We start from the raw sequence: 21,914 nt of genomic DNA on the forward strand, positions 1-21,914 counted from the left end.
TTCCTAAGCGAGGTCCCGGTGGCGGACCTGCAAGTTCTTCAGCGGCTCTTTTAGCGCCTGACCCAGGCGTTCAGCCAGGTAGACCGAGCGATGATGGCCCCCGGTGCAGCCGATGGCGATGGTGACGTAGGCCCGGTTGCTGGCGGCAAAGCGCGGCAACCATTTGCTTAGATAGCCGTGGATGTCCTGAAACATCTCCTCCACGTCAGGCTGAGCAGCCAGATAGTCGACGACAGGCTGGTCGAGCCCGGAGAAGTCGCGCAGCTCGGCCTTCCAGTACGGATTCGGCAGACAGCGCACGTCGAATACCAGGTCGGCGTCCACAGGCATGCCTCGTTTGAAGCCGAACGACTCGATGAGAAAGGCTGTGCCCGGTTCGGGCTTGTTGAGCAGGCGCAGCTTTAGCATGTCGCGAAGCTGATACAGGTTCAGGTGCGTGGTATCGATCTTCAAGTCGGCATGATCGATGATCGTCGCCAGCAACAACTCTTCGTCATGGATCGCTTCGGCCAGAGAGCGGTTCTCGTTGGTCAGCGGGTGGCGCCGGCGGGTTTCCGAAAAACGCTTGAGCAAGGTTTCGTCGTCGGCGTCCAGATAAAGCACGTCGCACAGGATGTGCTTCGCACGCACCTCCGCGAGTAGTTCCGGGAATCGCTGCAGCTGGCTGGGAAGGTTGCGCGCATCGATCGATACGGCGACCTGCGGGTGCAATAACTCGGTATGCAGCAGGGCGCGTTCGGCGAGCTCGGGTAGCAACCCGGCGGGCAGGTTATCGATGCAATAGAAGCCATTGTCCTCGAGCACGTTCAGCGCGGTGCTTTTGCCTGAGCCCGAGCGTCCACTGACGATGATCAGCCGCATCTGGTGCCCATTGCGCTAAGCCCCATTCTGCACGTCAACCACTACCTGGTAGAGGTGCTGATTGCTCGTCGCCTGGCGCAGCCGTTGGCGTACGTCTTCGCGGTCGAGCATGCTGGCGATCTGGCGTAGCAGTTCGAGGTGCTCGTCTGTAGCTGCCTCTGGGACCAGCAGCACGAATAGCAAATCCACCGGCGCGCCGTCGATGGCATCGAAATCCACCGGGGTTTCCAGACGCAGGACGGCGCTCAGCGGTGCGTTGCAGCCGACCATGCGGCAGTGCGGGATGGCAATGCCGTTGCCGAAGCCGGTGGAACCGAGCTTCTCGCGGGCAATCAGGCTTTCGAAGATGGTCTGGGAATCGAGGTCGATGAGGTCCTGGGCGATCACCTTGGCGATCTGCTCCAGGACGCGTTTCTTGCTACCGCCCGGGACGTTCACCAGTGAACGTCCGGGGGTCAGGATGTTTTCGAGTCGGATCATAGTGAGTCAGCGGGTGACGGCGCCCTGAGTGTGGTCGAGCTGCTTTTCCTTGTGCTTGATCAGCTGACGATCAAGCTTGTCGGCGAGCAGGTCGATGGCAGCGTACATGTCTTCGTGTTCGGCGATGGCCACTACTTCGCGGCCGGCGACGTGCAGGGTTGCTTCGGCTTTCTGCTTGAGCTTCTCGACCTGGAGAATCACCTGGACACTGATGATGCGGTCGAAATGACGGGCAAGACGCTCGAATTTCTCCTCGATGTAGTCACGCAGGGCGTCGGTTACTTCCAGATGAACACCGCTGATCTTGACTTGCATACTGCTATCTCCTTTGCCTAGTGCGAAGAGCAGGTTGGTAGGCCTGCCGCCGGGACAGTTGGACCAGTGGCCGATCACAGCAATCGTTTGCGCTCGCTGGACGGTGCGATACCGAGTGACTCCCGATACTTTGCAACGGTACGACGGGCCACCTGGATGCCCTGCGCTTCCAGTAAACCAGCGATCTTGCTGTCGCTCAACGGCTTTTTCTGGTTTTCCGCGGCGACCAGCTTCTTGATGATTGCGCGAATCGCAGTAGATGAACACTCGCCACCTTCGGCGGTGCTGACGTGGCTGGAAAAGAAGTACTTGAGTTCGTAGATACCGCGCGGCGTGTGCATGTATTTCTGCGTAGTCACGCGAGAAATGGTCGACTCGTGCATACCCACCGCCTCGGCGATGTCATGCAGCACCAGCGGCTTCATCGCCTCGTCGCCGTGCTCGAGGAATGCGCGCTGGTGCTCGACGATCTGGGTGGCGACCTTCATCAGCGTTTCGTTGCGGCTGAGCAGGCTTTTGATGAACCAGCGCGCTTCCTGCAGCTGGTTGCGCATGAAGGTGTTGTCGGCGCTGGAGTCGGCGCGTTTGACGAAGCCGGCGTACTGCGCATTGACGCGTAGTTTCGGCATCGCCTCCTGATTCAGCTCAACTAGCCAACGATCATTGTGCTTGCGCACGATCACATCGGGCACCACGTATTCCGGTTCGCTCGCCTCGATCTGCGAGCCGGGGCGGGGGTTCAGGCTCTGAATCAGCTCGATGACCTGGCGCAGCTCGTCTTCCTTGATCTTCATTCGGCGCATCAGCAGGCCGTAGTCACGGCTGCCGAGTATGTCCAGATGATCACTGACCAGCCGCTGCGCCTCGCTCAACCAGGCGGTTCGCTCGGGGAGCTGACGCAGTTGCAGCAGCAGGCACTCGCGCAGGTCGCGCGCGCCGATGCCGGCTGGTTCGAACTGCTGAATGCGCCGCAAGACGACCTCGACCTCGTCGAGCTCGATTTCCAGCTCCGGGTCGAAGGAGTCGACGATTTCCTGCAGTGTCTCTTCGAGATAGCCCTGATCGTTGATGCAGTCGATCAGGGTGGCCGCGATCAGGCGGTCGGTATCGCTCATTGGCGCGAGGTTGAGCTGCCACAGCAGGTGGCTTTGCAGGCTGATGCCAGTCGACGTGCGGCTGGTGAAGTCCCACTCGTCGTCATCGTTGCTGGGTAGGCTGCTGGCGCTGGTCTGATAGATATCTTCCCAGGCAGTGTCTACCGGCAGCTCGCTGGGAATGCGCTCGCCCCAGTCGCCGTCTTCAAGGCTCTCGGCGCTGTGGGAGGGTTCCTCGTAGGTGCTTTCCTGGCTGCTGCTTTTCTCAGCGCCGGATTCGCCCGGCCGTTCGGCAGCTTCGGCCATGGGGTCGGCGTTGTCGAAGTCGTCACCGTCTTCTTCCCGCTCGAGCATGGGATTGGAATCCAGTGCCTCCTGGATCTCCTGTTGCAGATCGAGGGTGGATAACTGGAGGAGCCGTATGGCCTGTTGCAGCTGCGGTGTCATCGTCAGCTGCTGGCCCATCTTCAGGACTAGCGATGGTTTCATGGCAGAGGACTTCGAACCTTAAATGCCGGCGCAACCGCGCCCATTCCGACATGCGACGCGCCAGGCGCCGACAGAAAGCAAATTATATGCCTGCCGATGAAGCCTTTGCCTAGAGCCGATTTGCCGAGCCGTGCAAAAAAACTGTCTTACAGCCGGAATTCGTGGCCCAGATAGACTTCCTTGACCAGTTGATTGCTCAGGATAGTCTCGGCATCGCCTTCAGCGATCAGCTGCCCGTCGTTGACGATATAGGCGGTTTCGCAGATATCGAGTGTCTCGCGGACGTTGTGATCGGTGATCAGAACGCCAATGCCCTTGGCCTTGAGATGGTGGATGATTTGCTTGATGTCGCCTACGGAGATAGGGTCGACGCCGGCGAAGGGCTCATCAAGCAGGATGAACTTAGGTGCGGTAGCCAGTGCGCGGGCGATTTCCACGCGGCGCCGTTCGCCGCCGGACAGGCTCATGCCGAGGCTGTCACGGATATGGTTGATGTGGAATTCCTGCAGCAACCCTTCCAGAGCCTGCTGGCGGCCGCTGCGGTCTAGATCCTTGCGTGTCTCGAGAATCGCCATGATGTTGTCGGCAACCGAGAGCTTGCGGAAAATGGACGCTTCCTGCGGTAAATAACCGATCCCGGCCCGTGCACGGCCGTGCATTGGCAAATGGGTAACGTCGTTCTGATCGATCAGAACCCGGCCTTGATCGGCGTTGACCAGGCCGACGATCATGTAGAAGCAGGTGGTCTTGCCGGCACCATTAGGGCCGAGAAGGCCGACGATCTGCCCACTTTCGATGGAAAGACTGACGTCCCGGACGACCTGGCGACTCTTGTAGCTCTTGGCCAAATGCTGAGCTTTTAGAACTGCCATTATTCGGATTGCTCCGCAGCCGCTTCCTTCTTGCGCGGCTGGATGACCATATCCACGCGTGGACGTGGTGTGGTCACGTCGGCATTGGTGGCGCGGCCGGCGTTCACGATTTGCCGACGGGTGTCGTAGACGATCTTCTCACCTTCGAAGGTGTTGCCTTCCTGAACGACCTTGGCCTGATCGATGAGTACGATGCGCTCGTTGGCGGCGAAATACTGGATGGTCAGGCCGTAGGCTTTGACGATTTCCTTGTCCACCGCAGGCTTCTGTTCGTAATAGGCAGGCTTGCCGATAGAGGTGAAAACCTCGACGTCACCGCTGCTGTTCTGAGTGATGGTCACCGTATCGCCGGTGATCTTCATCGTGCCCTGGGTGATGACTACGTCACCGCGGTAAACCGCTACGCCTTGTCGGTCGTCCAGTTCGGCGGAATCGGCCTGTACGCGGATTGGCTGTTCACGATCCTCGGGAAGCGCCCAGGCGCTGGCGCCAAGCCAGAATGCGCTCAAACCGAGCAGGAGGGGGAGAGTCTTAACGCAGCTCATGCTGGCCTCTTACGTTGGACAGCAGGAGCATCCTGCCGTCATCCATGTACGCTTTCATGCCGGTCGCTGTGGTCACGCCATTGGCGGCCTCGATTCTAACGGCTTGGTTTGTCTCGGCATAATCCTTCTCCGGCCAGACCGTTAGCCGGCTGGTGGTAAGGATCGTCGGTCGGCCTTTGGCATCGGTGCGCTCGACTCTGACCTTATCGATCAGCAAGACTTCGTCGCCCTCTGCCGACACTTCACCGCGTTCGCTGCGCACATGCCAGGGCAGGTCTGTGCCGCGGTAGGACATCAGGTCGGGTTTGGTCAGCAGGCTGACGTCGCTGGCCTTGATGTGTTCGAGTTTGTCCGCTTTCAGCTCGTAGTTGAGCTTGCCGTCGGGTTGGTATTGCACCGTGCGCGAGTTGATTACGTAGAAATCGACATCCGGCGTATCACTGCTGGCAACGGGAGGCTGCTGCATGAAGCTTTCCGGGCGGATATTCCAGTAGCCAACTGCGACCAATAAGGCGGCGACCAAGGTCAGCAGGGCGGCGAAGCGCAGTTTGCGAAGCATCCAGACCTCTACAGGTAAGCGTTTTGCGCTGCAGCCAGGGTGCCCTGGGCGCGCATGATCAACTCGCAGAACTCGCGCGCCGCACCCTCGCCACCGCGTGCCTGTGTCACACCGTGGGCGTGTTCGCGCACGAAGCCGTCGGCGCTGGCGACCGCCATGCCAAGGCCGACGCGGCGAATCACAGGCAGGTCGGGAAGGTCGTCACCAAGATAAGCCACTTCAGAGTAGCTTAGCCCGAGCTCGGCCAGCAGCTCGTCGAGCACTACCAGCTTGTCTTCGCGGCCTTGATATAGATGCTGTATGCCCAGATTCTGCGCCCGACGCTCCACCACTGGGGTTTTGCGTCCGCTGATAATGGCGGTGCTTACGCCTGAGTTGATCAGCATCTTTATGCCGTGGCCGTCCAGCGTATTGAACGTCTTGAACTCGCTGCCGTCGGTCAGAAAGTACAGGCGACCGTCGGTGAGTACGCCATCGACATCGAAAATGGCCAGACGGATGTCCCGGGCCCGTTGTAGTAGCTGTTCGTGCATCACATGACTCCTGCGCGAAGCAAATCGTGCATGTTCAGTGCTCCAACCGGCATCTGTTGATCGTCGATCACCACCAGCGAACTGATCTTGTGGTCTTCCATGATCTTCAGCGCTTCGGCGGCAAGCATTTCGGCGTTAGCGGTCTTGCCGTGTACGGTCATCACCTCGTCGATGCTGGTTTGGCGTACGTCAACACCCTTGTCGAGCGCTCGGCGCAGGTCGCCATCAGTGAAGATTCCGGCCAGCCTCCCGTCGGCTTCGACAATGACGGTCATGCCCAGTCCTTTTTCAGTCATCTCCAGCAGCGCGTCACGTAGCGAGGTGCCGCGGGCGATTTTCGGCAGACGCTCGCCGGTGTGCATGACATGTTCGACCTTGAGGAGCAGACGACGGCCCAGCGCGCCGCCGGGATGAGAAAAGGCGAAGTCCTCGGCGGTGAATCCACGCGCCTCAAGCAGCGCGATGGCCAATGCATCACCCAGCACAAGGCTGACCGTGGTGGAGGAGGTAGGCGCGAGATTCAGTGGGCAGGCTTCGATCGCCACGCTGGCGTCCAGATTGACCGCTGCCGCCTTGGCCAGTACCGAGGCTGGATTTCCGGTCATGCTGACCAGGGTGATGCCCAGTCGCTTGATCAGCGGTAACAGGGTGACAATTTCGCTGGTTGAGCCTGAATTGGACAGGGCCAACACCACGTCATCTTGGGTGATCATGCCCATGTCGCCGTGGCTGGCTTCTGCCGGGTGCACGAAGAAAGCCGCGGTTCCGGTGCTGGCTAGGGTTGCGGCAATCTTGCGCCCGACGTGGCCTGACTTGCCCATGCCAACCACGACGACACGGCCCTTGCAGCTGAGAATGAGTTCGCAGGCCTTCACAAAGGAGGAATCGATACGTGCGTTCAACTGCTCAACGGCCTCGACTTCAAGGCGGATGGTGCGCTGCGCGGTTTCGATCAACTGGCTGCTCTGGCTCATAACTGGCGAGGTCGTCCGATTAAAAGGCGGCGATTATAGCGAGAATCCGCTACGCGCTCATGGAAAATGTCCGCGCAACGTCTGCTGCCGTCCATTCGCTTTTCAACAGTGCTGGCTGAACCTCGGCTGAACGGTACATGGCTAGTCATCTGCTGAAACGCTCATCAGTTGGGCGGCTTGGGGGGCAGTGCTATAGTGCGCCGCCGAAAACGGTCATGGCAGAAAGTATCCCGACGGCATCGGGAGCCGTCTGTTACGCAGACTGCATGCAAGGAGACCAGATGAGCGCCTGCAACGACTACGCCGTCGAGCTGAAGGGAGTGACCTTCAAGCGCGGTGAGCGCAGTATTTTCGAGAATGTCGACATCACCATCCCGCGAGGGAAGGTAACGGCCATCATGGGGCCGTCCGGGTGTGGCAAGACGACTCTGCTGCGGCTTATCGCCGCTCAACTGATGCCTGCCCAGGGAGAAGTCTGGGTGGCTGGGAACAATTTGCCGAGCCTCTCGCGTAGCGAGCTGTTCGATATGCGCAAACAGATGGGCGTGTTGTTTCAGAGTGGCGCGCTGTTTACCGACCTCGACGTGTTCGAGAACGTCGCGTTTCCGCTACGTGTGCACACCAAGCTGTCAGGCGAGATGATTCGCGACATCGTGCTGATGAAGTTGCAGGCGGTGGGTCTGCGTGGTGCCATCGAGCTTATGCCCGATGAGCTTTCCGGAGGTATGAAGCGGCGTGTCGCGCTGGCGCGGGCTATTGCTCTGGATCCGCAAATCCTTATGTATGACGAGCCGTTTGCCGGACAGGATCCGATTGCGATGGGCGTTCTGGTGCGCCTGATTCGGTTGCTCAATGACGCGCTTGGCATCACCAGCATCGTGGTATCTCACGATCTCGCCGAAACCGCGTCCATTGCCGACTACATCTATGTGGTAGGCGACGCCCAGGTACTCGGGCAGGGTACGCCGGCCGAGTTGATGAAGTCGGACAATCCGCGCATTCGGCAATTCATGAAAGGCGAGGCCGATGGGCCGGTACCCTTCCACTTTCCTGCGCCGGCCTATGCCGACGATCTGCTGAGAGGCACCGATGCGTAAGCGTTCCTTGTTGGATCGGATCGCCCTGTTGGGTCGCGCCGGTCTGGATGTGTTGGCGGCCCTGGGGCGCTCGACCATATTCCTCGTGCATGTTTTGTTTGGTCGCAGCGCGCTACATAACGGCTTTTCGCTGCTAGTCAAGCAGCTGTATTCGGTTGGCGTGCTGTCGCTGGCGATTGTCGTGGTCTCTGGCATCTTCATCGGCATGGTGCTTGCGCTGCAGGGCTACAGCATACTTAGCAGCTACGGTTCGGAGCAGGCGGTTGGGCAGATGGTCGCTCTGACCTTGTTGCGCGAGCTCGGGCCGGTGGTCACTGCGCTGCTATTTGCTGGGCGTGCCGGCTCGGCGCTGGCGGCCGAGATCGGCAACATGAAATCCACCGAACAGCTCTCGAGCCTGGAGATGATTGGTGTCGACCCGCTCAAGTACATCATCGCGCCGCGCCTGTGGGCCGGTTTCATTTCGCTGCCGCTGCTGACCCTGATTTTCAACGTCGTTGGGATCTGGGGCGGGGCGATGGTCGCGGTGCAGTGGCTGGGGGTCTATGAAGGCTCGTTCTGGGCCAACATGCAAAACAGTGTCGACTTCAGTTCGGATGTGCTCAACGGCGTGATCAAAAGCGTGGTGTTCGCGTTGGTGGTTACGTGGATTGCTGTATTTCAAGGCTATGACTGCGAGCCGACCTCCGAGGGAATCAGTCGTGCCACCACCCGGACCGTCGTGTACGCCTCGCTGGCGGTGCTCGGCCTCGATTTCATTTTGACCGCGTTGATGTTTGGAGATTTCTGATGCGTATTCGCACACTGGAAATAGGCGTCGGCCTGTTCCTGCTTGCCGGCCTGCTGGCCTTGTTGCTGCTGTCGCTGCGCGTCAGCGGACTGACCGTCGGCAATGCCGACACGTATAAGCTGTATGCCTATTTCGACAATATTGCCGGTTTGACTGTCCGATCCAAGGTGACCATGGCCGGCGTTACGATCGGCAAGGTCACAGCGATCGATCTGGATCGCGACAGCTATACCGGACGAGTGACGCTGGAAATCCAACAGGACGTGAAAATCCTGCCGGCCGATTCGACCGCCTCGATTCTCACTGCCGGGCTGCTTGGCGAGAAGTACATCGGTATCAGTGTCGGCGGTGAGGATGAATTGTTGGCGGATGGTGACACCATTCAGGACACCCAGTCCTCGCTGGTGCTTGAGGACCTGATCGGCAAATTCTTGCTCAACTCGGTTAATAAAGATTAAAGGAGATGCTCATGATGACTGCCTTGCGTCGTGGCCTGCTGATTCTGCTGGCTGTACTGCCCATGTTCTCCCACGCTGCGCTGACCGCCCATCAGGTCATTCAGAAAACCACCGATGAGCTGCTGGCGGACCTGAAGGACAATAAGGAGCAGTACCGTAATGATCCTGCGGCTTTCTATGACTCGTTAAACGAGATTCTTGGGCCGGTGGTCGATGCCGAAGGCATCTCGCGCAGCATTATGACGGTGAAATACTCGCGTAATGCTTCGCCGGAGCAGATCGCGCGCTTCCAGGAAAACTTCAAACGTAGCCTGATGCAGTTCTATGGCAATGCGCTGCTGGAGTACAACAACCAACAGATTCGTGTGTTGGCACCAAGCGGCAAGCAGGACGACAAACGCACCAGCGTTGGAATGGAAGTGGTTGGGCGGCAGGGTGAGACTTATCCGGTGTCCTACACCATGGTCAAGGATGGCGAGTGGCGCGTGCGCAACGTGATCATCAATGGCATCAACATCGGCAAGCTGTTCCGCGATCAGTTTGCCGACTCCATGCAGCGCAACGGCGGTGATCTGGACAAGACCATCGATGGTTGGGCTGAAGTGGTGGCGCGCGCCAAGGACACCGAGGCTGGACAGCAGGCTGTCGGCGATGAGTGAGACGCGAATCGAGCGCGTTGCCGAAGGCGAGTTACGCCTGATTGGTGTGCTGGACTACCAGACCGGCCCTGCTCTGCGAGAGGCTGGGCGGGCGTTGATAGCCGCCAGTCGTACGCCGTTGACGCTGGATTGCTCGTCGGTCGAGCGCTCCAGTAGCGTTGGTCTCTCGTTGCTGCTGGCGTTCATGCGTGACGCCAAGGCTGCTGGTGTCGATTTGCGCGTCAGCGCGTTACCTGAAGAGATGGAAAAGATTGCCAAGGTGTCCGGCTTGCTGGATATCCTTCCGCTGGAAGCAATTCACGCTTAAAGGACGGCTGTATGAAACTGCGCTGGGCGGAAGAGCTGCGCGATAGCGTGCACGAACTGGCCGAATCGCTGGGCAACCTGCTGGTGGAGAGCTTCCACTACCTGGCGCTGTTTGCGATCGGCGCGGTCACGGCCTGGGCCGCGGTCATGGCCTTTCTCGGCATGGTCGAGAAGGGGCATATCACGGTCGATGACATCCTGCTGCTGTTCATCTACCTAGAGCTGGGTGCAATGGTCGGGATTTACTTCAAGACCAACCACATGCCGGTTCGCTTCCTCATCTACGTAGCGATTACCGCGCTGACGCGTCTGCTGATCTCCGACGTTTCTCACCACCACCGTCCTGATATGGGTGTGGTCTATATCTCCGGTGCAATCCTGCTGTTGGCGTTGGCCATTCTTGTGGTGCGCTTTGCCTCCTCACGATTCCCTGCAGTGCAGAGCGATAGCGGCCGGTCTCGCCAGCGCAGCCGAGACCAAGGCGCCGAGACGCTTGATTGAGACGCCTGTGTCGGATCGACGAGGTTCGGGGTTCGCAGCCTCCGGCCTTTTTTGTATGATGACCGGCCCGTGCGCGTCCTGCGCCGATCGAGGTTGAACATGCAGGCCCAAGAAGTGAAGAGTTTCCTGGAACAGAAGATTCCAGAAGCCCAGGTAGAAGTGGAAGGTGAAGGCTGCAACTTCCAGCTCAACGTAATCAGCGATGAGCTGGCCGGGCTCAGCCCGGTAAAGCGTCAGCAGCAGATATACGCCCACCTCAATCCCTGGATCGCCGATGGCAGCATTCATGCCGTCACCATGAAGTTCTTCAGTCGTGCCGACTGGGCTGGGCGCGCCTGATCGCCGCCGGCCAGCGCTACCAACCATTTCAGGCAGAGCGCGTCTCGCTGACTGCGCGGCCTCCTTCGACAGTGCTTTCAGCCTGCGGCTTACGGGAATATCCATGGACAAACTGATCATTACCGGCGGCATTCGCCTCGACGGCGAAATCCGCATCTCCGGTGCGAAGAACTCTGCTTTGCCGATTCTGGCCGCCACATTGCTGGCCGACACCCCAGTCACGGTGTGCAACCTGCCACATCTGCATGACATCACCACGATGATCGAGCTCTTCGGCCGTATGGGCGTGCAGCCGGTCATCGACGAGAAACTCAGCGTCGAAGTGGACGCCAGCAGTATCAAGACATTGGTTGCGCCCTATGAGCTGGTGAAAACCATGCGCGCATCGATTCTGGTGCTCGGTCCGATGGTCGCGCGCTTCGGTGAGGCTGAAGTTGCCCTGCCAGGCGGTTGTGCGATTGGCTCGCGGCCAGTCGATCTGCACATCCGTGGTCTTGAGGCGATGGGTGCACACATCGATGTCGAGGGCGGCTACATCAAGGCCAAGGCGCCGGCCGGTGGTTTGCGCGGCGCGCACTTCTTCTTTGATACGGTCAGTGTGACTGGTACCGAGAACATCATGATGGCCGCTGCCCTGGCCAACGGTCGTAGCGTGCTGGAAAACGCCGCACGCGAGCCTGAGGTGGTCGATCTGGCCAACTTCCTCAACTCGATGGGCGCCAAGGTTTCCGGTGCCGGCACCGATACCATCACCATCGATGGCGTCAAGCGCCTTGGCGGCGGACGCTATAGCGTTATGCCCGACCGTATCGAAACCGGCACTTATCTAGTGGCGGCTGCCGCCACTGGCGGCCGTGTCCGCCTGAAGGATACCGATGCAACGCTGCTCGAGGCCGTGCTGCACAAGCTGGTCGAAGCGGGTGCGCATATCGATACTGGCAGCGACTGGATCGAGCTGGACATGAAGGGTAAGCGGCCCAAGGCCGTTAACGTACGGACGGCACCGTACCCGGCGTTCCCTACCGATATGCAGGCGCAGTTCATCGCCTTGAACGCGATTGCCGAAGGCACCGGTACGGTAATCGAAACGGTCTTCGAAAATCGTTTCATGCACGTCTACGAAATGAATCGCATGGGTTCGCAGATTCTGGTCGAAGGCAATACGGCCGTTGTCACCGGCGTTGAGCGTCTCAAAGGTGCACCGGTCATGGCGACCGACCTGCGCGCTTCGGCGAGCCTGGTAATTGCCGGCCTGGTCGCCGAGGGCGATACGCTGATCGACCGCATCTACCACATTGATCGTGGCTACGAGTGCATTGAGGAGAAACTGCAGCTGCTGGGGGCGAAGATTCGCCGCGTTCCAGGCTAGGTTTCGCAAGACGGATGGCTAGCGGGCCCTCGTTTTTGCCGAGGGTCCTTCCCAGTTCCCAAAGGAAATGTGTTCCATGCTCACCATCGCCCTGTCCAAAGGCCGCATTCTCGACGATACCCTGCCGCTGCTCGCCGCGGCCGGCATCGTGCCCACCGAGAACCCGGACAAGAGCCGCAAGCTGATCATTCCGACCACCCAGGACGATGTGCGTCTGCTGATCGTCCGTGCCACCGACGTTCCCACCTATGTTGAGCATGGCGCAGCCGATCTCGGCGTTGCCGGCAAGGACGTGCTGATGGAGTACGGCGGTCAGGGGTTGTACGAGCCGCTCGATTTGCGCATCGCCAATTGCAAGCTGATGACTGCTGGCAAGGTCGGCGCGCCGGAGCCTAAAGGCCGCTTGCGCGTCGCCACCAAGTTCGTCAACGTCGCCAAACGTTACTACGCCGAGCAGGGGCGTCAGGTCGATATCATCAAGCTGTACGGCTCCATGGAACTCGCTCCGCTGGTGGGGCTGGCAGACAAGATCATCGACGTGGTCGACACCGGCAATACGCTGCGGGCCAACGGTCTGGAGCCCCAGGAGCTGATCGCTCACATCAGTTCCCGCCTGGTAGTGAATAAGGCTTCCATGAAAATGCAGCATGGGCGTATCCAGGCGCTGATTGATACTCTGCACGCGGCCGTCCAACAGCATCAGCATTGATGAATCTCGCGGTCGCCACCGCGCCTGTCTATCCGTGCCATAGCTGAAATTCTCAGGTGCCCGCACGGTGGGCTTGATATTCTAGCGGCGCCTGAGAGCCCGGCCTGCGCTTCGTGCCGTTGCAATGAAGCAGGCCGCTTCCGATGCCTAGCCAACCATGAGGCCCGCTATGACCGCTCCCTCCGCCATTCGCCGACTCAACGCTGCCGATGCCGATTTCGCACGTCATCTGGATCATCTGTTGAGCTGGGAAAGCGTTTCCGACGATGGCGTAAACGAGCGAGTGCTGGAGATCATCAAGGCTGTGCGCGAGCGCGGCGATGCTGCGCTGGTCGAGCTAACCCAGCGCTTCGATGGACTACAGGTCGCCTCCATGGCTGATCTGATCCTGCCGCGCGCACGGCTGGAGCAGGCCCTCGAGCGCATCACCCCTGAGCAGCGCGAGGCCCTCGAAGTTGCTGCCGAGCGGGTGCGCAGCTATCACGAGCGGCAGAAACAGGACTCCTGGACCTATACCGAGGCCGATGGCACGGTGCTGGGGCAGAAAGTCACCCCGCTGGACCGCGCCGGTCTCTATGTGCCGGGCGGCAAGGCATCCTATCCGTCGTCGGTGCTTATGAACGCCATCCCTGCCAAGGTTGCTGGTGTGCCGGAGGTGGTCATGGTGGTGCCCACTCCGCGCGGCGAACTCAATGAGTTGGTGCTGGCCGCAGCCTGTATAGCCGGTGTCGATCGGGTGTTTACCATCGGTGGTGCACAGGCGGTCGCGGCGCTGGCCTACGGTACCGAGAGCGTGCCGCCGGTGGACAAGATCGTCGGCCCGGGCAACATCTATGTTGCTACTGCCAAGCGTCACGTATTCGGCAAGGTCGGTATCGACATGATTGCCGGGCCGTCGGAGATCCTGGTGGTCTGTGACGGCCAGACCGATCCTGACTGGATCGCCATGGACTTGTTCTCCCAGGCCGAGCATGACGAGGATGCCCAGTCGATCCTGGTCAGCCCTGACGCCGAATTTCTTGATCGAGTTGCCGAAAGCATTACCCGCCTGCTGCCGACCTTGGAGCGTGCCGATATTGCCCGCATTTCCATCGAAGGTCGCGGTGCGCTGATTCAGGTGGCTGACATGCAGCAGGCCATCGACGTGGCCAATCGCATCGCGCCGGAGCACTTGGAGTTGTCCGTCGCTGAGCCGGAGCAGTGGCTGCCGCAGATTCGTCATGCGGGCGCCATCTTCATGGGGCGCTACACCGCCGAGGCGCTGGGTGATTACTGCGCTGGGCCCAACCACGTGTTGCCGACCTCCGGAACAGCACGCTTTTCCTCGCCGCTGGGCGTGTATGACTTCCAGAAGCGTTCGTCGATCATCAATTGCTCGGCCGAGGGTGCCTCTACGTTGGGCAAGGTGGCGTCGGTCCTTGCGCGCGGCGAGTCGCTCACGGCTCATGCCCGCAGCGCCGAGTACCGCATCAAGAACTAACGTCTGGGACTTTGAGTGGGCAGCGTCGTTGACCACTTAAGCCTATTCGAATGGCGGAAGCGTCGATATTTCCGTCTACGGCAAACCGATCACATTCAAGGAGAGAAGGGCAGATGAGCAAATTCTGGAGCCCTTTCGTCAAGGACCTGGTGCCCTACGTGCCGGGTGAGCAGCCGAAGCTGAGCAAGCTGGTCAAGCTCAATACCAACGAGAACCCTTATGGTCCTTCCCCGCGCGCAATTGCCGCGATGCAGGCGGAGCTCAACGACAACCTGCGGCTGTATCCGGATCCCAACGGCGAGCGCCTTAAGCAGGCTGTGGCTGAGTATTATGCGGTGCAGCCGAATCAGGTGTTTGTCGGTAACGGCTCGGATGAAGTCCTCGCCCACGCTTTCCATGGCTTGTTTCAGCACGATGGCCCGCTTCTCTTTCCGGATGTGAGCTACAGCTTTTACCCGGTCTACTGCGGGCTTTACGGCATCGAATACGAAGCAGTCGCACTGAACCCGCAGTTCCAGATCGAGGTGGCGGACTACAACCGTCCGAATGCCGGCATTATCTTCCCCAATCCAAATGCGCCGACCGGGTGCCTGCTTGCGCTTGAGGCGATCGAACAGTTGCTTAAGGCGAATACTGAATCCGTCGTGCTGGTCGATGAGGCCTATGTTGATTTTGGTGGCGAGTCAGCCATTGCTCTGATCGATCGTTATCCGAATTTGCTGGTGACGCAGACGCTGTCTAAGTCGCGCTCGTTGGCCGGGCTTCGCGTAGGGCTCGCGGTTGGTCACCCAGACCTGATTGAGGCCTTGGAGCGAATCAAGAACAGCTTCAACTCGTACCCGCTGGATCGCGTTGCCATTGCGGGTGCCGCTGCAGCGTTCGAGGATCGCGCGTATTTCCAGCAGACCTGTCAGCAGGTCATCGAAAGTCGTGAAGCAGTAGTGAACGCCATGCAGGGCCTGGGTTTTGAGGTGCTGCCGTCGGCGGCGAACTTCATTTTCACGCGCCACCCGCAGCGCGATGCGGCAACCATCGCTGCCAGTCTGCGCGAGCAGGGCGTAATCGTGCGGCACTTCAAGCAGCCGCGGATCGAGCAATTTCTGCGCATCACCATCGGCACGCCGGAGCAGAATCAGGCGCTGTTGGCCGCACTCGGCTAGCGCCGGCTGTGCTTCCTGCTGTTGTTTCTCGGCGAAGACGCGCTGCGGTTGCGCGTCGGTCGTCAGCGCTATGAGCTCGCTATTTCGGTGCGGCGTTTACCGGCGGCCGCATACCGACTTCGGCGGTTAGAGTCAGCGGTTTGCCGTTGCGCAGGATGTCGATGTCGATTTTCTCGCCTGGGCGTGCGCGGGCCACCTGATTCATCGAACTGCGCCCATCGGCCGATTGCACTCGGTCAATGCTCAGAATCAGATCTCCAGGCTGGAGTCCTGCGCGGGCTGCGGGGCCATCGCGGTATACGCCGGCCACGACGATGCCCGGGCGACCTTCCTGACCAAAGGATTCGGCGAGCTCCTGGGTTAGCGACTGTACTTCCACGCCCAGCCAGCCGCGGATCACCTGGCCGTGCTCGATGATCGATTTCATCACTTCCAGCGCAAGCTTCACCGGGATCGCGAAACCGATGCCCTGGGACCCGCCAGACTCGGAAATGATGGCAGTGTTGATGCCGATCAAATTACCGCCTGCATCTACCAATGCACCGCCCGAGTTGCCACGATTGATGGCGGCATCGGTCTGGATGAAGTCTTCGTATGTGTTCAGGCCCAGCTGATTGCGGCCGGTTGCACTGATGATGCCCATGGTGACGGTCTGTCCGACGCCGAACGGGTTGCCAATGGCTAGCGTAACGTCGCCCACGCGTATGCGATCAGAATGACCGACAGTGATGACTGGAAGGTCGGCCAGATCGATCTTCAGTACCGCGAGGTCAGTTTCCGGGTCGCTGCCGATCACGCGGGCCAGGGTCTCCCGCCCGTCCTTGAGTGCCACGACGATCTGCTCGGCGTTGGCAGTCACATGGTTGTTGGTCAGCAGGTAGCCCTCGGAACTCATGATCACCGCCGAGCCGAGGCTCGACTCCATGCGCCGTTGCCTGGGCAGGTTGTCGCTGAAAAAGCGTTGGAATAACGGATCTTTGGATAGCGGCGCCTGTTGCTCGGCCTTCTCGATGACCTTGGTGGTATAGAGGTTGGCAACTGCCGGCGCGGCGCCGGCTACCGCGTTGGCATAGGAGTGCGGTCCCTGCTGCGGCGCTGCTGCCACCAGCGGCGCCTGTTGCAGGCCGATGTCGTGTTCCTTGATGCCCACCAGATGTGGGTAACGCTGGATGATCAGCAGGGCTACGAGCAAGCCGACCAGCAACGGCCAGCCGAGGAAACGCAGGGCATTGAACATCGCACAAGGGTCCGGACAGAGTTGCGGGCGCGGGAAGTGGCCCTTAAGGTGGCGGCATTATACGAAGCTGCAACTGAAATGCAGCTTCATGCTTGCATGATTTGCCGCGACCGTTAACCGAGAAATTCATCGGGCCGTGTCGCATTGACCAAGAGGTTTCCCATGACTGTTGCGCTCACCACCGTGGTTCAGGAAGCAGATCGTTATCTGGATGCCGCCAGGATCTCCGATTACTGCCCCAACGGCCTGCAAGTGGAGGGACGGCAGCAGGTGGCGCGAATCGTCAGCGGTGTGACGGCCAGCCAGGCGTTGCTGGATGCGGCCGTCGAGGCGCGGGCAGATGTGGTGCTGGTACACCACGGTTATTTCTGGAAGAACGAGGATGCGCGCATTGTCGGCATGAAGCAGCGGCGTCTGAAAACGCTGCTTAGCAACGATGTCAGTCTGCTGGCCTACCACCTGCCGCTCGATGTCCATCCAGAGGTTGGTAACAATATCCGGTTGGGGCAACTGCTGGGGTTAACTGCAGAGGGGCCGCTGGAGCCGGGAAATCCGCGCTCGGTGGGTTTAGTAGGGTCGCTGAGTGAGCCTATGTCACCGATGGATTTCATGCGCCGGATACAGCAGGTGCTCGGGCGCCAGCCGCTGATGGTTGAAGGCAATGGCCTGATTCAGCGGGTTGCCTGGTGTACCGGTGGCGCTCAGGGCTATATCGAACAGGCAGTGGCGGCCGGGGTGGATGCCTACGTCACTGGAGAAATCTCCGAGCCCACGGCACATATCGCGCGCGAGAATGGCCTGAGCTTCTACGCGGCTGGCCACCATGCCACCGAGCGTTACGGAGTTCGGGCCCTGGGGGAGTACCTCGCCAACCGATTCGGCATTGAGCACCAGTTCATCGATTGCCCCAATCCGGCCTAGCGCGCAGGGGCAGCCAGTGACCAGCAAGCATGGTGTGCGATAGGCGGGCAGCATTCTTCGAGGGCTGCTACTCGATATAAATCTATAGCTTTTAGATCTAAAAGGCGGCCTGATTAGAATGGAAGGTCGTGCTAGAGTTGCGCCCATTCCACGGCCGGCCGGCCGTCCATCTGCCAAATCGTGAGTAGCCATGGTCGACAAACTGACGCATCTGAAACAGCTGGAGGCGGAAAGCATCCATATCATTCGTGAGGTCGCTGCAGAGTTCGGCAACCCGGTGATGCTGTATTCCATTGGCAAAGATTCGGCCGTAATGCTGCACCTGGCGCGCAAGGCCTTCTTCCCTGGCAAGCTGCCGTTCCCGGTGCTGCATGTCGACACGCGCTGGAAATTCCAGGAGATGTACAGCTTCCGCACCAAGATGGTGGAGGAGATGGGGCTTGAGCTGATCACGCACATCAACCCTGAGGGCGTGGCGCAGGATATGAATCCCTTCACCTACGGCAGTGCCAAGCACACCGATGTCATGAAGACCGAAGGACTCAAGCAGGCGCTGGACAAGTACGGCTTCGACGCTGCCTTCGGTGGTGCCCGTCGCGACGAGGAAAAATCCCGCGCCAAGGAACGTGTCTACTCCTTCCGTGACAGCAAGCACCGCTGGGATCCGAAGAACCAGCGCCCTGAGCTGTGGAATCTCTACAACGGCAAGGTCAAGAAGGGCGAGTCGATCCGCGTGTTCCCGCTCTCCAACTGGACTGAGTTGGACATCTGGCAATACATCTACCTCGAGCAGATCCCGATCGTGCCGCTGTACTTCGCTGCCGAGCGGGAAGTCATCGAGAAGAACGGCACGCTGATCATGATCGACGATGAGCGGATTCTCGAGCACCTCACCGATGAGGAAAAAGGGCGCATCGAAAAACGCATGGTCCGCTTCCGCACCCTCGGCTGCTACCCGCTCACCGGTGCGGTCGAGTCGACCGCGACCAGCCTGCCGGAAATCATCCAGGAGATGCTCCTGACCCGTACTTCCGAACGTCAGGGGCGCGTCATCGACCATGACGCCACCGGCTCGATGGAAGAAAAGAAACGCCAGGGTTATTTCTAAGGAAACGCATCATGAGTCACCAATCCGAACTGATCAGCGAGGACATCCTCGCCTACCTGGCGCAACACGAGCGCAAGGAACTCCTGCGTTTCCTGACCTGCGGCAACGTCGATGACGGCAAGAGCACGCTGATCGGCCGTCTGCTGCACGACTCGAAGATGATCTACGAAGATCACCTCGAAGCGATCACCCGCGACTCCAAGAAGGTCGGTACCACTGGCGAAGACGTCGACCTGGCGCTGCTGGTTGACGGCCTGCAGGCTGAGCGCGAGCAGGGCATCACCATCGATGTGGCCTACCGTTACTTCAGCACCGCCAAGCGCAAATTCATCATTGCCGACACGCCAGGCCACGAGCAGTACACGCGCAACATGGCGACCGGTGCATCGACCTGCGACCTGGCGATCATTCTGGTTGATGCCCGTTACGGCGTGCAGACCCAGACCAAGCGCCACAGCTTCATCACCTCGTTGCTGGGCATCAAGCATATCGTCGTCGCCATCAACAAGATGGACCTGATGAACTTCGATCAGGACGTGTTCGAGAAGATCAAGGCCGACTATCTGGCATTTGCCGATCGCATCGAACTCAAGCCGTCGTCTCTGCACTTTGTGCCGATGTCGGCGCTGAAGGGCGACAACGTGGTCAATCGCAGCGAACGTGCGCCTTGGTATGAGGGGCAGTCGCTGATGGAGATTCTCGAGAGCGTTGAGATCGCCGGCGACCGTAACTTCGATGACCTGCGCTTCCCGGTGCAGTACGTCAACCGCCCGAATCTGAACTTCCGCGGCTTCGCCGGCACCTTGGCCAGCGGTATCGTGCGCAAGGGTGACGAAATCGCTGTGCTGCCGTCCGGCAAGACCAGCCGGGTGAAGTCCATCGTCACCTTCGATGGCGAGCTCGAGCAGGCGACGCCGGGTGAAGCCGTCACCCTGACGCTGGAAGACGAAATCGATGTCTCGCGCGGCGACATGCTGGTACATGCGGACAGTCGCCCACGTATCGCCGACAGCTTCGAGGCAATGCTGGTGTGGATGGGCGAAGAGCCGATGCTGCCGGGCAAAAAGTACGACATCAAGCGTGCCACCAGCTACGTGCCGGGCTCGATTGCCAGCATCGCCCACAAGGTGGATGTGAATACGCTGGAGAAGGGCGCTGCGAGCAGTCTGCAGCTCAACGAGATCGGTAAGGTCAAGGTCAGCCTGGATGCGCCTATCGCGCTCGATGGCTACGCGCAGAACCGCACCACCGGTGCCTTTATCGTCATTGATCGCCTCACCAATGGCACCGTCGGCGCCGGCATGATCATCGCCGAACCGGTTGCCCATGGATCGGGCGGTCATCACGGTGCGCTGGCGCACGTGTCTACCGAAGATCGCGCCACTCGCTTCGGCCAACAACCGGCGACCGTGCTGTTTACCGGGCTTTCTGGCGCTGGCAAGAGCACGCTGGCTTATGCGGTGGAGCGCAAGCTGTTCGATATGGGCCGCGCGGTTTACGTCCTCGACGGCCAGAACCTTCGCCACGACCTCAACAAAGGCCTACCGCAGGACCGTGCCGGCCGCACCGAAAACTGGCGCCGCGCCGCTCATGTTGCCCGGCAGTTCAATGAGGCGGGTCTGATCACTCTGGCCGCGTTCGTCGCGCCAGACACCGAAGGCCGCGAGCAGGCCAAGGCACTGATTGGCGACGAACGCCTGATCACCGTCTATATCCAGGCCTCCCCGCAAGCCTGCCGTCAACGCGATCCGCAGGGGTTGTATGCGGCCGGGGGGGATAACATTCCGGGCGAGTCCTTCCCTTACGATGTGCCGGGGAATGCTGATCTGGTGGTGGACAGCGAAACGTCGTCACTGGACGATGGCGTGAAGATGGTTATGGAGCTGCTGCGTGAGCGTGGCGTTATTTAACGCGACCGTATGACAATAAACGTCCTGCTTATGCAGGGCGTTTTTGTTTGAGCACAGTTAGCGGAAGGCGCTTCGCCGATTAGTCTTGCCCAGCGCTCCGGCGATCTGCGACGCCCTGCCAACGTAGGTTGGATTAGCCGAAGGCGTAATCCGACGTTCAGGGTGGGTGAAGTTGCGGTGTTAGGGAGAAAGGCCGCAGTCGTTTCGCGGCAAACGACGGAAGCGCCTTTGGCGATTCCATCCTACGAAAAGCGACCCGCGATACTGCGGTTATTTCCTGGCACCAAAAGCTTCGGGTCGCCCGCCCAGTCGGCAGGGTACAGTCCCGCACGAACGTCACGATGAAAACTCGAATAGGGCCAATCCCTTACGCGCCGAACCAGGCCATGCTTGAGCGGGTTGACGTATACGTAGTCGACGTGTCGTCTGAAGTCGTCTTCATTACGGATGAAGTGTTCCCAGTAACGGCGCTGCCAGATACCGCGCTCGCCCCTCTGCAGGCGCACTGCTGACCGATATTCGTCAGGAGGCAACGTGCGGGAGAAGAAAGTTTTGATCAACCGCCAGCGCAGAGGATAGGCCGCGTCACCCGGCGGTAGTGTCCAGACACAATGCATATGCTCGGGCAGCACCGCCCAGGCATCAATGGTGAATGGATGGAGCCGATGCACGCGGCGGACTGAAGCCCGTAGCAGGTCGATATGCCGCACCAGCAGATCGTTGCCGCGGCGCTCCAACAGATTCACAGTGAAAAACCAGCTCGCCCCTGGCGCGAGGGCGCGACGATAGTTAGGCATCCATGCCTCTCCGACTTTTACGGACCCGAAGTGTAGGCTGGATCAGTTACCGGCGATGTGTGCCAATCCGCGGTAAACGACGGAGGCGCCTTCGGCGATTCCATCCTACGAAAAGCGATCCGCAGTATCGCCATACCACGATGCGGTGCCCAGCCGGTGTAGGTTGGAATAGCCGAAGGCGTATTCCGGCGATCGGGAAGGTCGGAGCGATTTCGGTATCTGGGAGACGTGGCCCATCTGCGGGAAACGATGGAAGCGCCTCTGGCGATACCATCCTACGAAACTGCAAACTCAACGCCCCGCACAAAGGCGAGGCGTTGAGTTTGCTATAGCGGGTACAGTAGTTTCGCG

Annotated in this window: 25 protein-coding genes; 14 read left to right on the forward strand and 11 right to left on the reverse strand. The window is 59.9% G+C overall.

Annotated elements, in window-relative coordinates:
• Positions 1-3: 3 nt before the first annotated feature.
• From rapZ to CXK91_RS04930, 9 genes are all read right to left on the reverse strand, one after another.
• Positions 4-861, reverse strand: a complete 858-nt coding sequence (rapZ, locus tag CXK91_RS04890; RefSeq protein WP_003281238.1) for an RNase adapter RapZ — start codon at positions 859-861, stop codon at positions 4-6.
• A gap of 15 nt (positions 862-876) precedes the next feature.
• Positions 877-1,341 carry a PTS IIA-like nitrogen regulatory protein PtsN gene (gene ptsN / locus CXK91_RS04895; protein WP_003281236.1) on the reverse strand — a complete coding sequence of 155 codons (465 nt, stop codon included), beginning with the start codon at positions 1,339-1,341 and terminating at the stop codon, positions 877-879.
• A gap of 6 nt (positions 1,342-1,347) precedes the next feature.
• Positions 1,348-1,656: a ribosome hibernation-promoting factor, HPF/YfiA family gene (gene hpf, locus CXK91_RS04900; RefSeq protein ID WP_003281235.1), complete on the reverse strand. Its 309-nt coding sequence runs from the start codon at positions 1,654-1,656 to the stop codon at positions 1,348-1,350.
• 74 nt (positions 1,657-1,730) lie between these two features.
• Positions 1,731-3,239: an RNA polymerase factor sigma-54 gene (locus CXK91_RS04905; protein ID WP_103455203.1), complete on the reverse strand. Its 1,509-nt coding sequence runs from the start codon at positions 3,237-3,239 to the stop codon at positions 1,731-1,733.
• Between the two features lie 146 nt (positions 3,240-3,385).
• Positions 3,386-4,111 (reverse strand): LPS export ABC transporter ATP-binding protein, encoded by a 726-nt coding sequence (lptB, locus tag CXK91_RS04910; protein ID WP_058063868.1) that lies wholly within the window; start codon positions 4,109-4,111, stop codon positions 3,386-3,388.
• Positions 4,111-4,656 (reverse strand): lipopolysaccharide transport periplasmic protein LptA, encoded by a 546-nt coding sequence (gene lptA, locus CXK91_RS04915; RefSeq protein ID WP_003281230.1) that lies wholly within the window; start codon positions 4,654-4,656, stop codon positions 4,111-4,113. Before lptA ends, lptB begins: the two co-directional genes overlap by 1 nt.
• Complete coding sequence (lptC, locus tag CXK91_RS04920) at positions 4,643-5,215, reverse strand: LPS export ABC transporter periplasmic protein LptC (RefSeq protein ID WP_058063869.1); 573 nt, start codon at positions 5,213-5,215, stop codon at positions 4,643-4,645. The genes lptA and lptC overlap by 14 nt, the downstream gene beginning before the upstream one ends.
• An 8-nt stretch (positions 5,216-5,223) precedes the next feature.
• Positions 5,224-5,748 carry a KdsC family phosphatase gene (locus CXK91_RS04925; protein WP_103455204.1) on the reverse strand — a complete coding sequence of 175 codons (525 nt, stop codon included), beginning with the start codon at positions 5,746-5,748 and terminating at the stop codon, positions 5,224-5,226.
• On the reverse strand, positions 5,748-6,722 hold the full coding sequence (locus CXK91_RS04930; protein WP_058063870.1) for a KpsF/GutQ family sugar-phosphate isomerase: 975 nt from the start codon (positions 6,720-6,722) through the stop codon (positions 5,748-5,750). The genes CXK91_RS04925 and CXK91_RS04930 overlap by 1 nt, the downstream gene beginning before the upstream one ends.
• Positions 6,723-7,003: 281 nt before the next feature.
• On the opposite strand from CXK91_RS04930, the gene CXK91_RS04935 reads away from it, so the two are divergent.
• The 11 genes from CXK91_RS04935 (at position 7,004) to hisC (ending at position 15,590) form a co-directional block, all read left to right on the forward strand.
• Positions 7,004-7,819 carry an ABC transporter ATP-binding protein gene (locus CXK91_RS04935; protein ID WP_103455205.1) on the forward strand — a complete coding sequence of 272 codons (816 nt, stop codon included), beginning with the start codon at positions 7,004-7,006 and terminating at the stop codon, positions 7,817-7,819.
• The gene (mlaE, locus tag CXK91_RS04940; protein ID WP_003281224.1) at positions 7,812-8,609 is read left to right on the forward strand and encodes a lipid asymmetry maintenance ABC transporter permease subunit MlaE; all 798 of its coding nucleotides are present in this window, start codon (positions 7,812-7,814) and stop codon (positions 8,607-8,609) included. The genes CXK91_RS04935 and mlaE overlap by 8 nt, the downstream gene beginning before the upstream one ends.
• Entirely contained in the window at positions 8,609-9,067 is a 459-nt protein-coding gene (mlaD, locus tag CXK91_RS04945) for an outer membrane lipid asymmetry maintenance protein MlaD (RefSeq protein WP_058063871.1), read from the forward strand. The genes mlaE and mlaD overlap by 1 nt, the downstream gene beginning before the upstream one ends.
• 11 nt (positions 9,068-9,078) lie before the next feature.
• Positions 9,079-9,726, forward strand: coding sequence for an MlaC/ttg2D family ABC transporter substrate-binding protein (locus CXK91_RS04950; protein WP_003281221.1), 648 nt, complete (start codon positions 9,079-9,081; stop codon positions 9,724-9,726).
• Positions 9,719-10,033 carry an STAS domain-containing protein gene (locus CXK91_RS04955; RefSeq protein WP_058063872.1) on the forward strand — a complete coding sequence of 105 codons (315 nt, stop codon included), beginning with the start codon at positions 9,719-9,721 and terminating at the stop codon, positions 10,031-10,033. Before CXK91_RS04950 ends, CXK91_RS04955 begins: the two co-directional genes overlap by 8 nt.
• A gap of 11 nt (positions 10,034-10,044) precedes the next feature.
• Positions 10,045-10,533 (forward strand): phosphate-starvation-inducible protein PsiE, encoded by a 489-nt coding sequence (locus tag CXK91_RS04960; protein WP_003281219.1) that lies wholly within the window; start codon positions 10,045-10,047, stop codon positions 10,531-10,533.
• 99 nt (positions 10,534-10,632) lie between these two features.
• Positions 10,633-10,872: a BolA family protein gene (locus tag CXK91_RS04965; RefSeq protein WP_103455206.1), complete on the forward strand. Its 240-nt coding sequence runs from the start codon at positions 10,633-10,635 to the stop codon at positions 10,870-10,872.
• Between the two features lie 103 nt (positions 10,873-10,975).
• Positions 10,976-12,241: a UDP-N-acetylglucosamine 1-carboxyvinyltransferase gene (murA, locus tag CXK91_RS04970; RefSeq protein WP_003281216.1), complete on the forward strand. Its 1,266-nt coding sequence runs from the start codon at positions 10,976-10,978 to the stop codon at positions 12,239-12,241.
• Positions 12,242-12,317: 76 nt separating this feature from the next.
• A complete protein-coding gene (gene hisG / locus CXK91_RS04975) occupies positions 12,318-12,950 on the forward strand; it encodes an ATP phosphoribosyltransferase (RefSeq protein WP_003281214.1) in 633 nt (210 codons plus the stop codon).
• A gap of 169 nt (positions 12,951-13,119) precedes the next feature.
• Positions 13,120-14,430 carry a histidinol dehydrogenase gene (hisD, locus tag CXK91_RS04980; RefSeq protein ID WP_003281212.1) on the forward strand — a complete coding sequence of 437 codons (1,311 nt, stop codon included), beginning with the start codon at positions 13,120-13,122 and terminating at the stop codon, positions 14,428-14,430.
• A 113-nt stretch (positions 14,431-14,543) separates the two neighbouring features.
• Complete coding sequence (hisC, locus tag CXK91_RS04985; RefSeq protein ID WP_103455207.1) at positions 14,544-15,590, forward strand: histidinol-phosphate transaminase; 1,047 nt, start codon at positions 14,544-14,546, stop codon at positions 15,588-15,590.
• A gap of 79 nt (positions 15,591-15,669) precedes the next feature.
• Here hisC and algW read toward each other — a convergent pair whose 3' ends face one another.
• Complete coding sequence (gene algW / locus CXK91_RS04990; RefSeq protein ID WP_103455208.1) at positions 15,670-16,827, reverse strand: Do family serine endopeptidase AlgW; 1,158 nt, start codon at positions 16,825-16,827, stop codon at positions 15,670-15,672.
• 162 nt (positions 16,828-16,989) lie between these two features.
• Here algW and CXK91_RS04995 point away from each other — a divergent pair, with 162 nt between their 5' ends.
• The 3 genes from CXK91_RS04995 (at position 16,990) to cysN (ending at position 20,766) form a co-directional block, all read left to right on the forward strand.
• Positions 16,990-17,748: a Nif3-like dinuclear metal center hexameric protein gene (locus CXK91_RS04995; protein WP_103455209.1), complete on the forward strand. Its 759-nt coding sequence runs from the start codon at positions 16,990-16,992 to the stop codon at positions 17,746-17,748.
• 190 nt (positions 17,749-17,938) lie between these two features.
• Positions 17,939-18,856 (forward strand): sulfate adenylyltransferase subunit CysD, encoded by a 918-nt coding sequence (gene cysD / locus CXK91_RS05000; protein WP_014821370.1) that lies wholly within the window; start codon positions 17,939-17,941, stop codon positions 18,854-18,856.
• An 11-nt stretch (positions 18,857-18,867) separates the two neighbouring features.
• Positions 18,868-20,766, forward strand: coding sequence for a sulfate adenylyltransferase subunit CysN (cysN, locus tag CXK91_RS05005; protein ID WP_103455210.1), 1,899 nt, complete (start codon positions 18,868-18,870; stop codon positions 20,764-20,766).
• 242 nt (positions 20,767-21,008) lie between these two features.
• On the opposite strand, the gene CXK91_RS05010 is transcribed toward cysN, so the two are convergent.
• Positions 21,009-21,563, reverse strand: coding sequence for an REP-associated tyrosine transposase (locus tag CXK91_RS05010; RefSeq protein ID WP_103455211.1), 555 nt, complete (start codon positions 21,561-21,563; stop codon positions 21,009-21,011).
• Positions 21,564-21,914: the final 351 nt, after the last annotated feature.

The sequence above is a fragment of the Stutzerimonas stutzeri genome, assembly GCF_002909485.1.
Classification (GTDB): domain Bacteria; phylum Pseudomonadota; class Gammaproteobacteria; order Pseudomonadales; family Pseudomonadaceae; genus Stutzerimonas; species Stutzerimonas stutzeri_AH.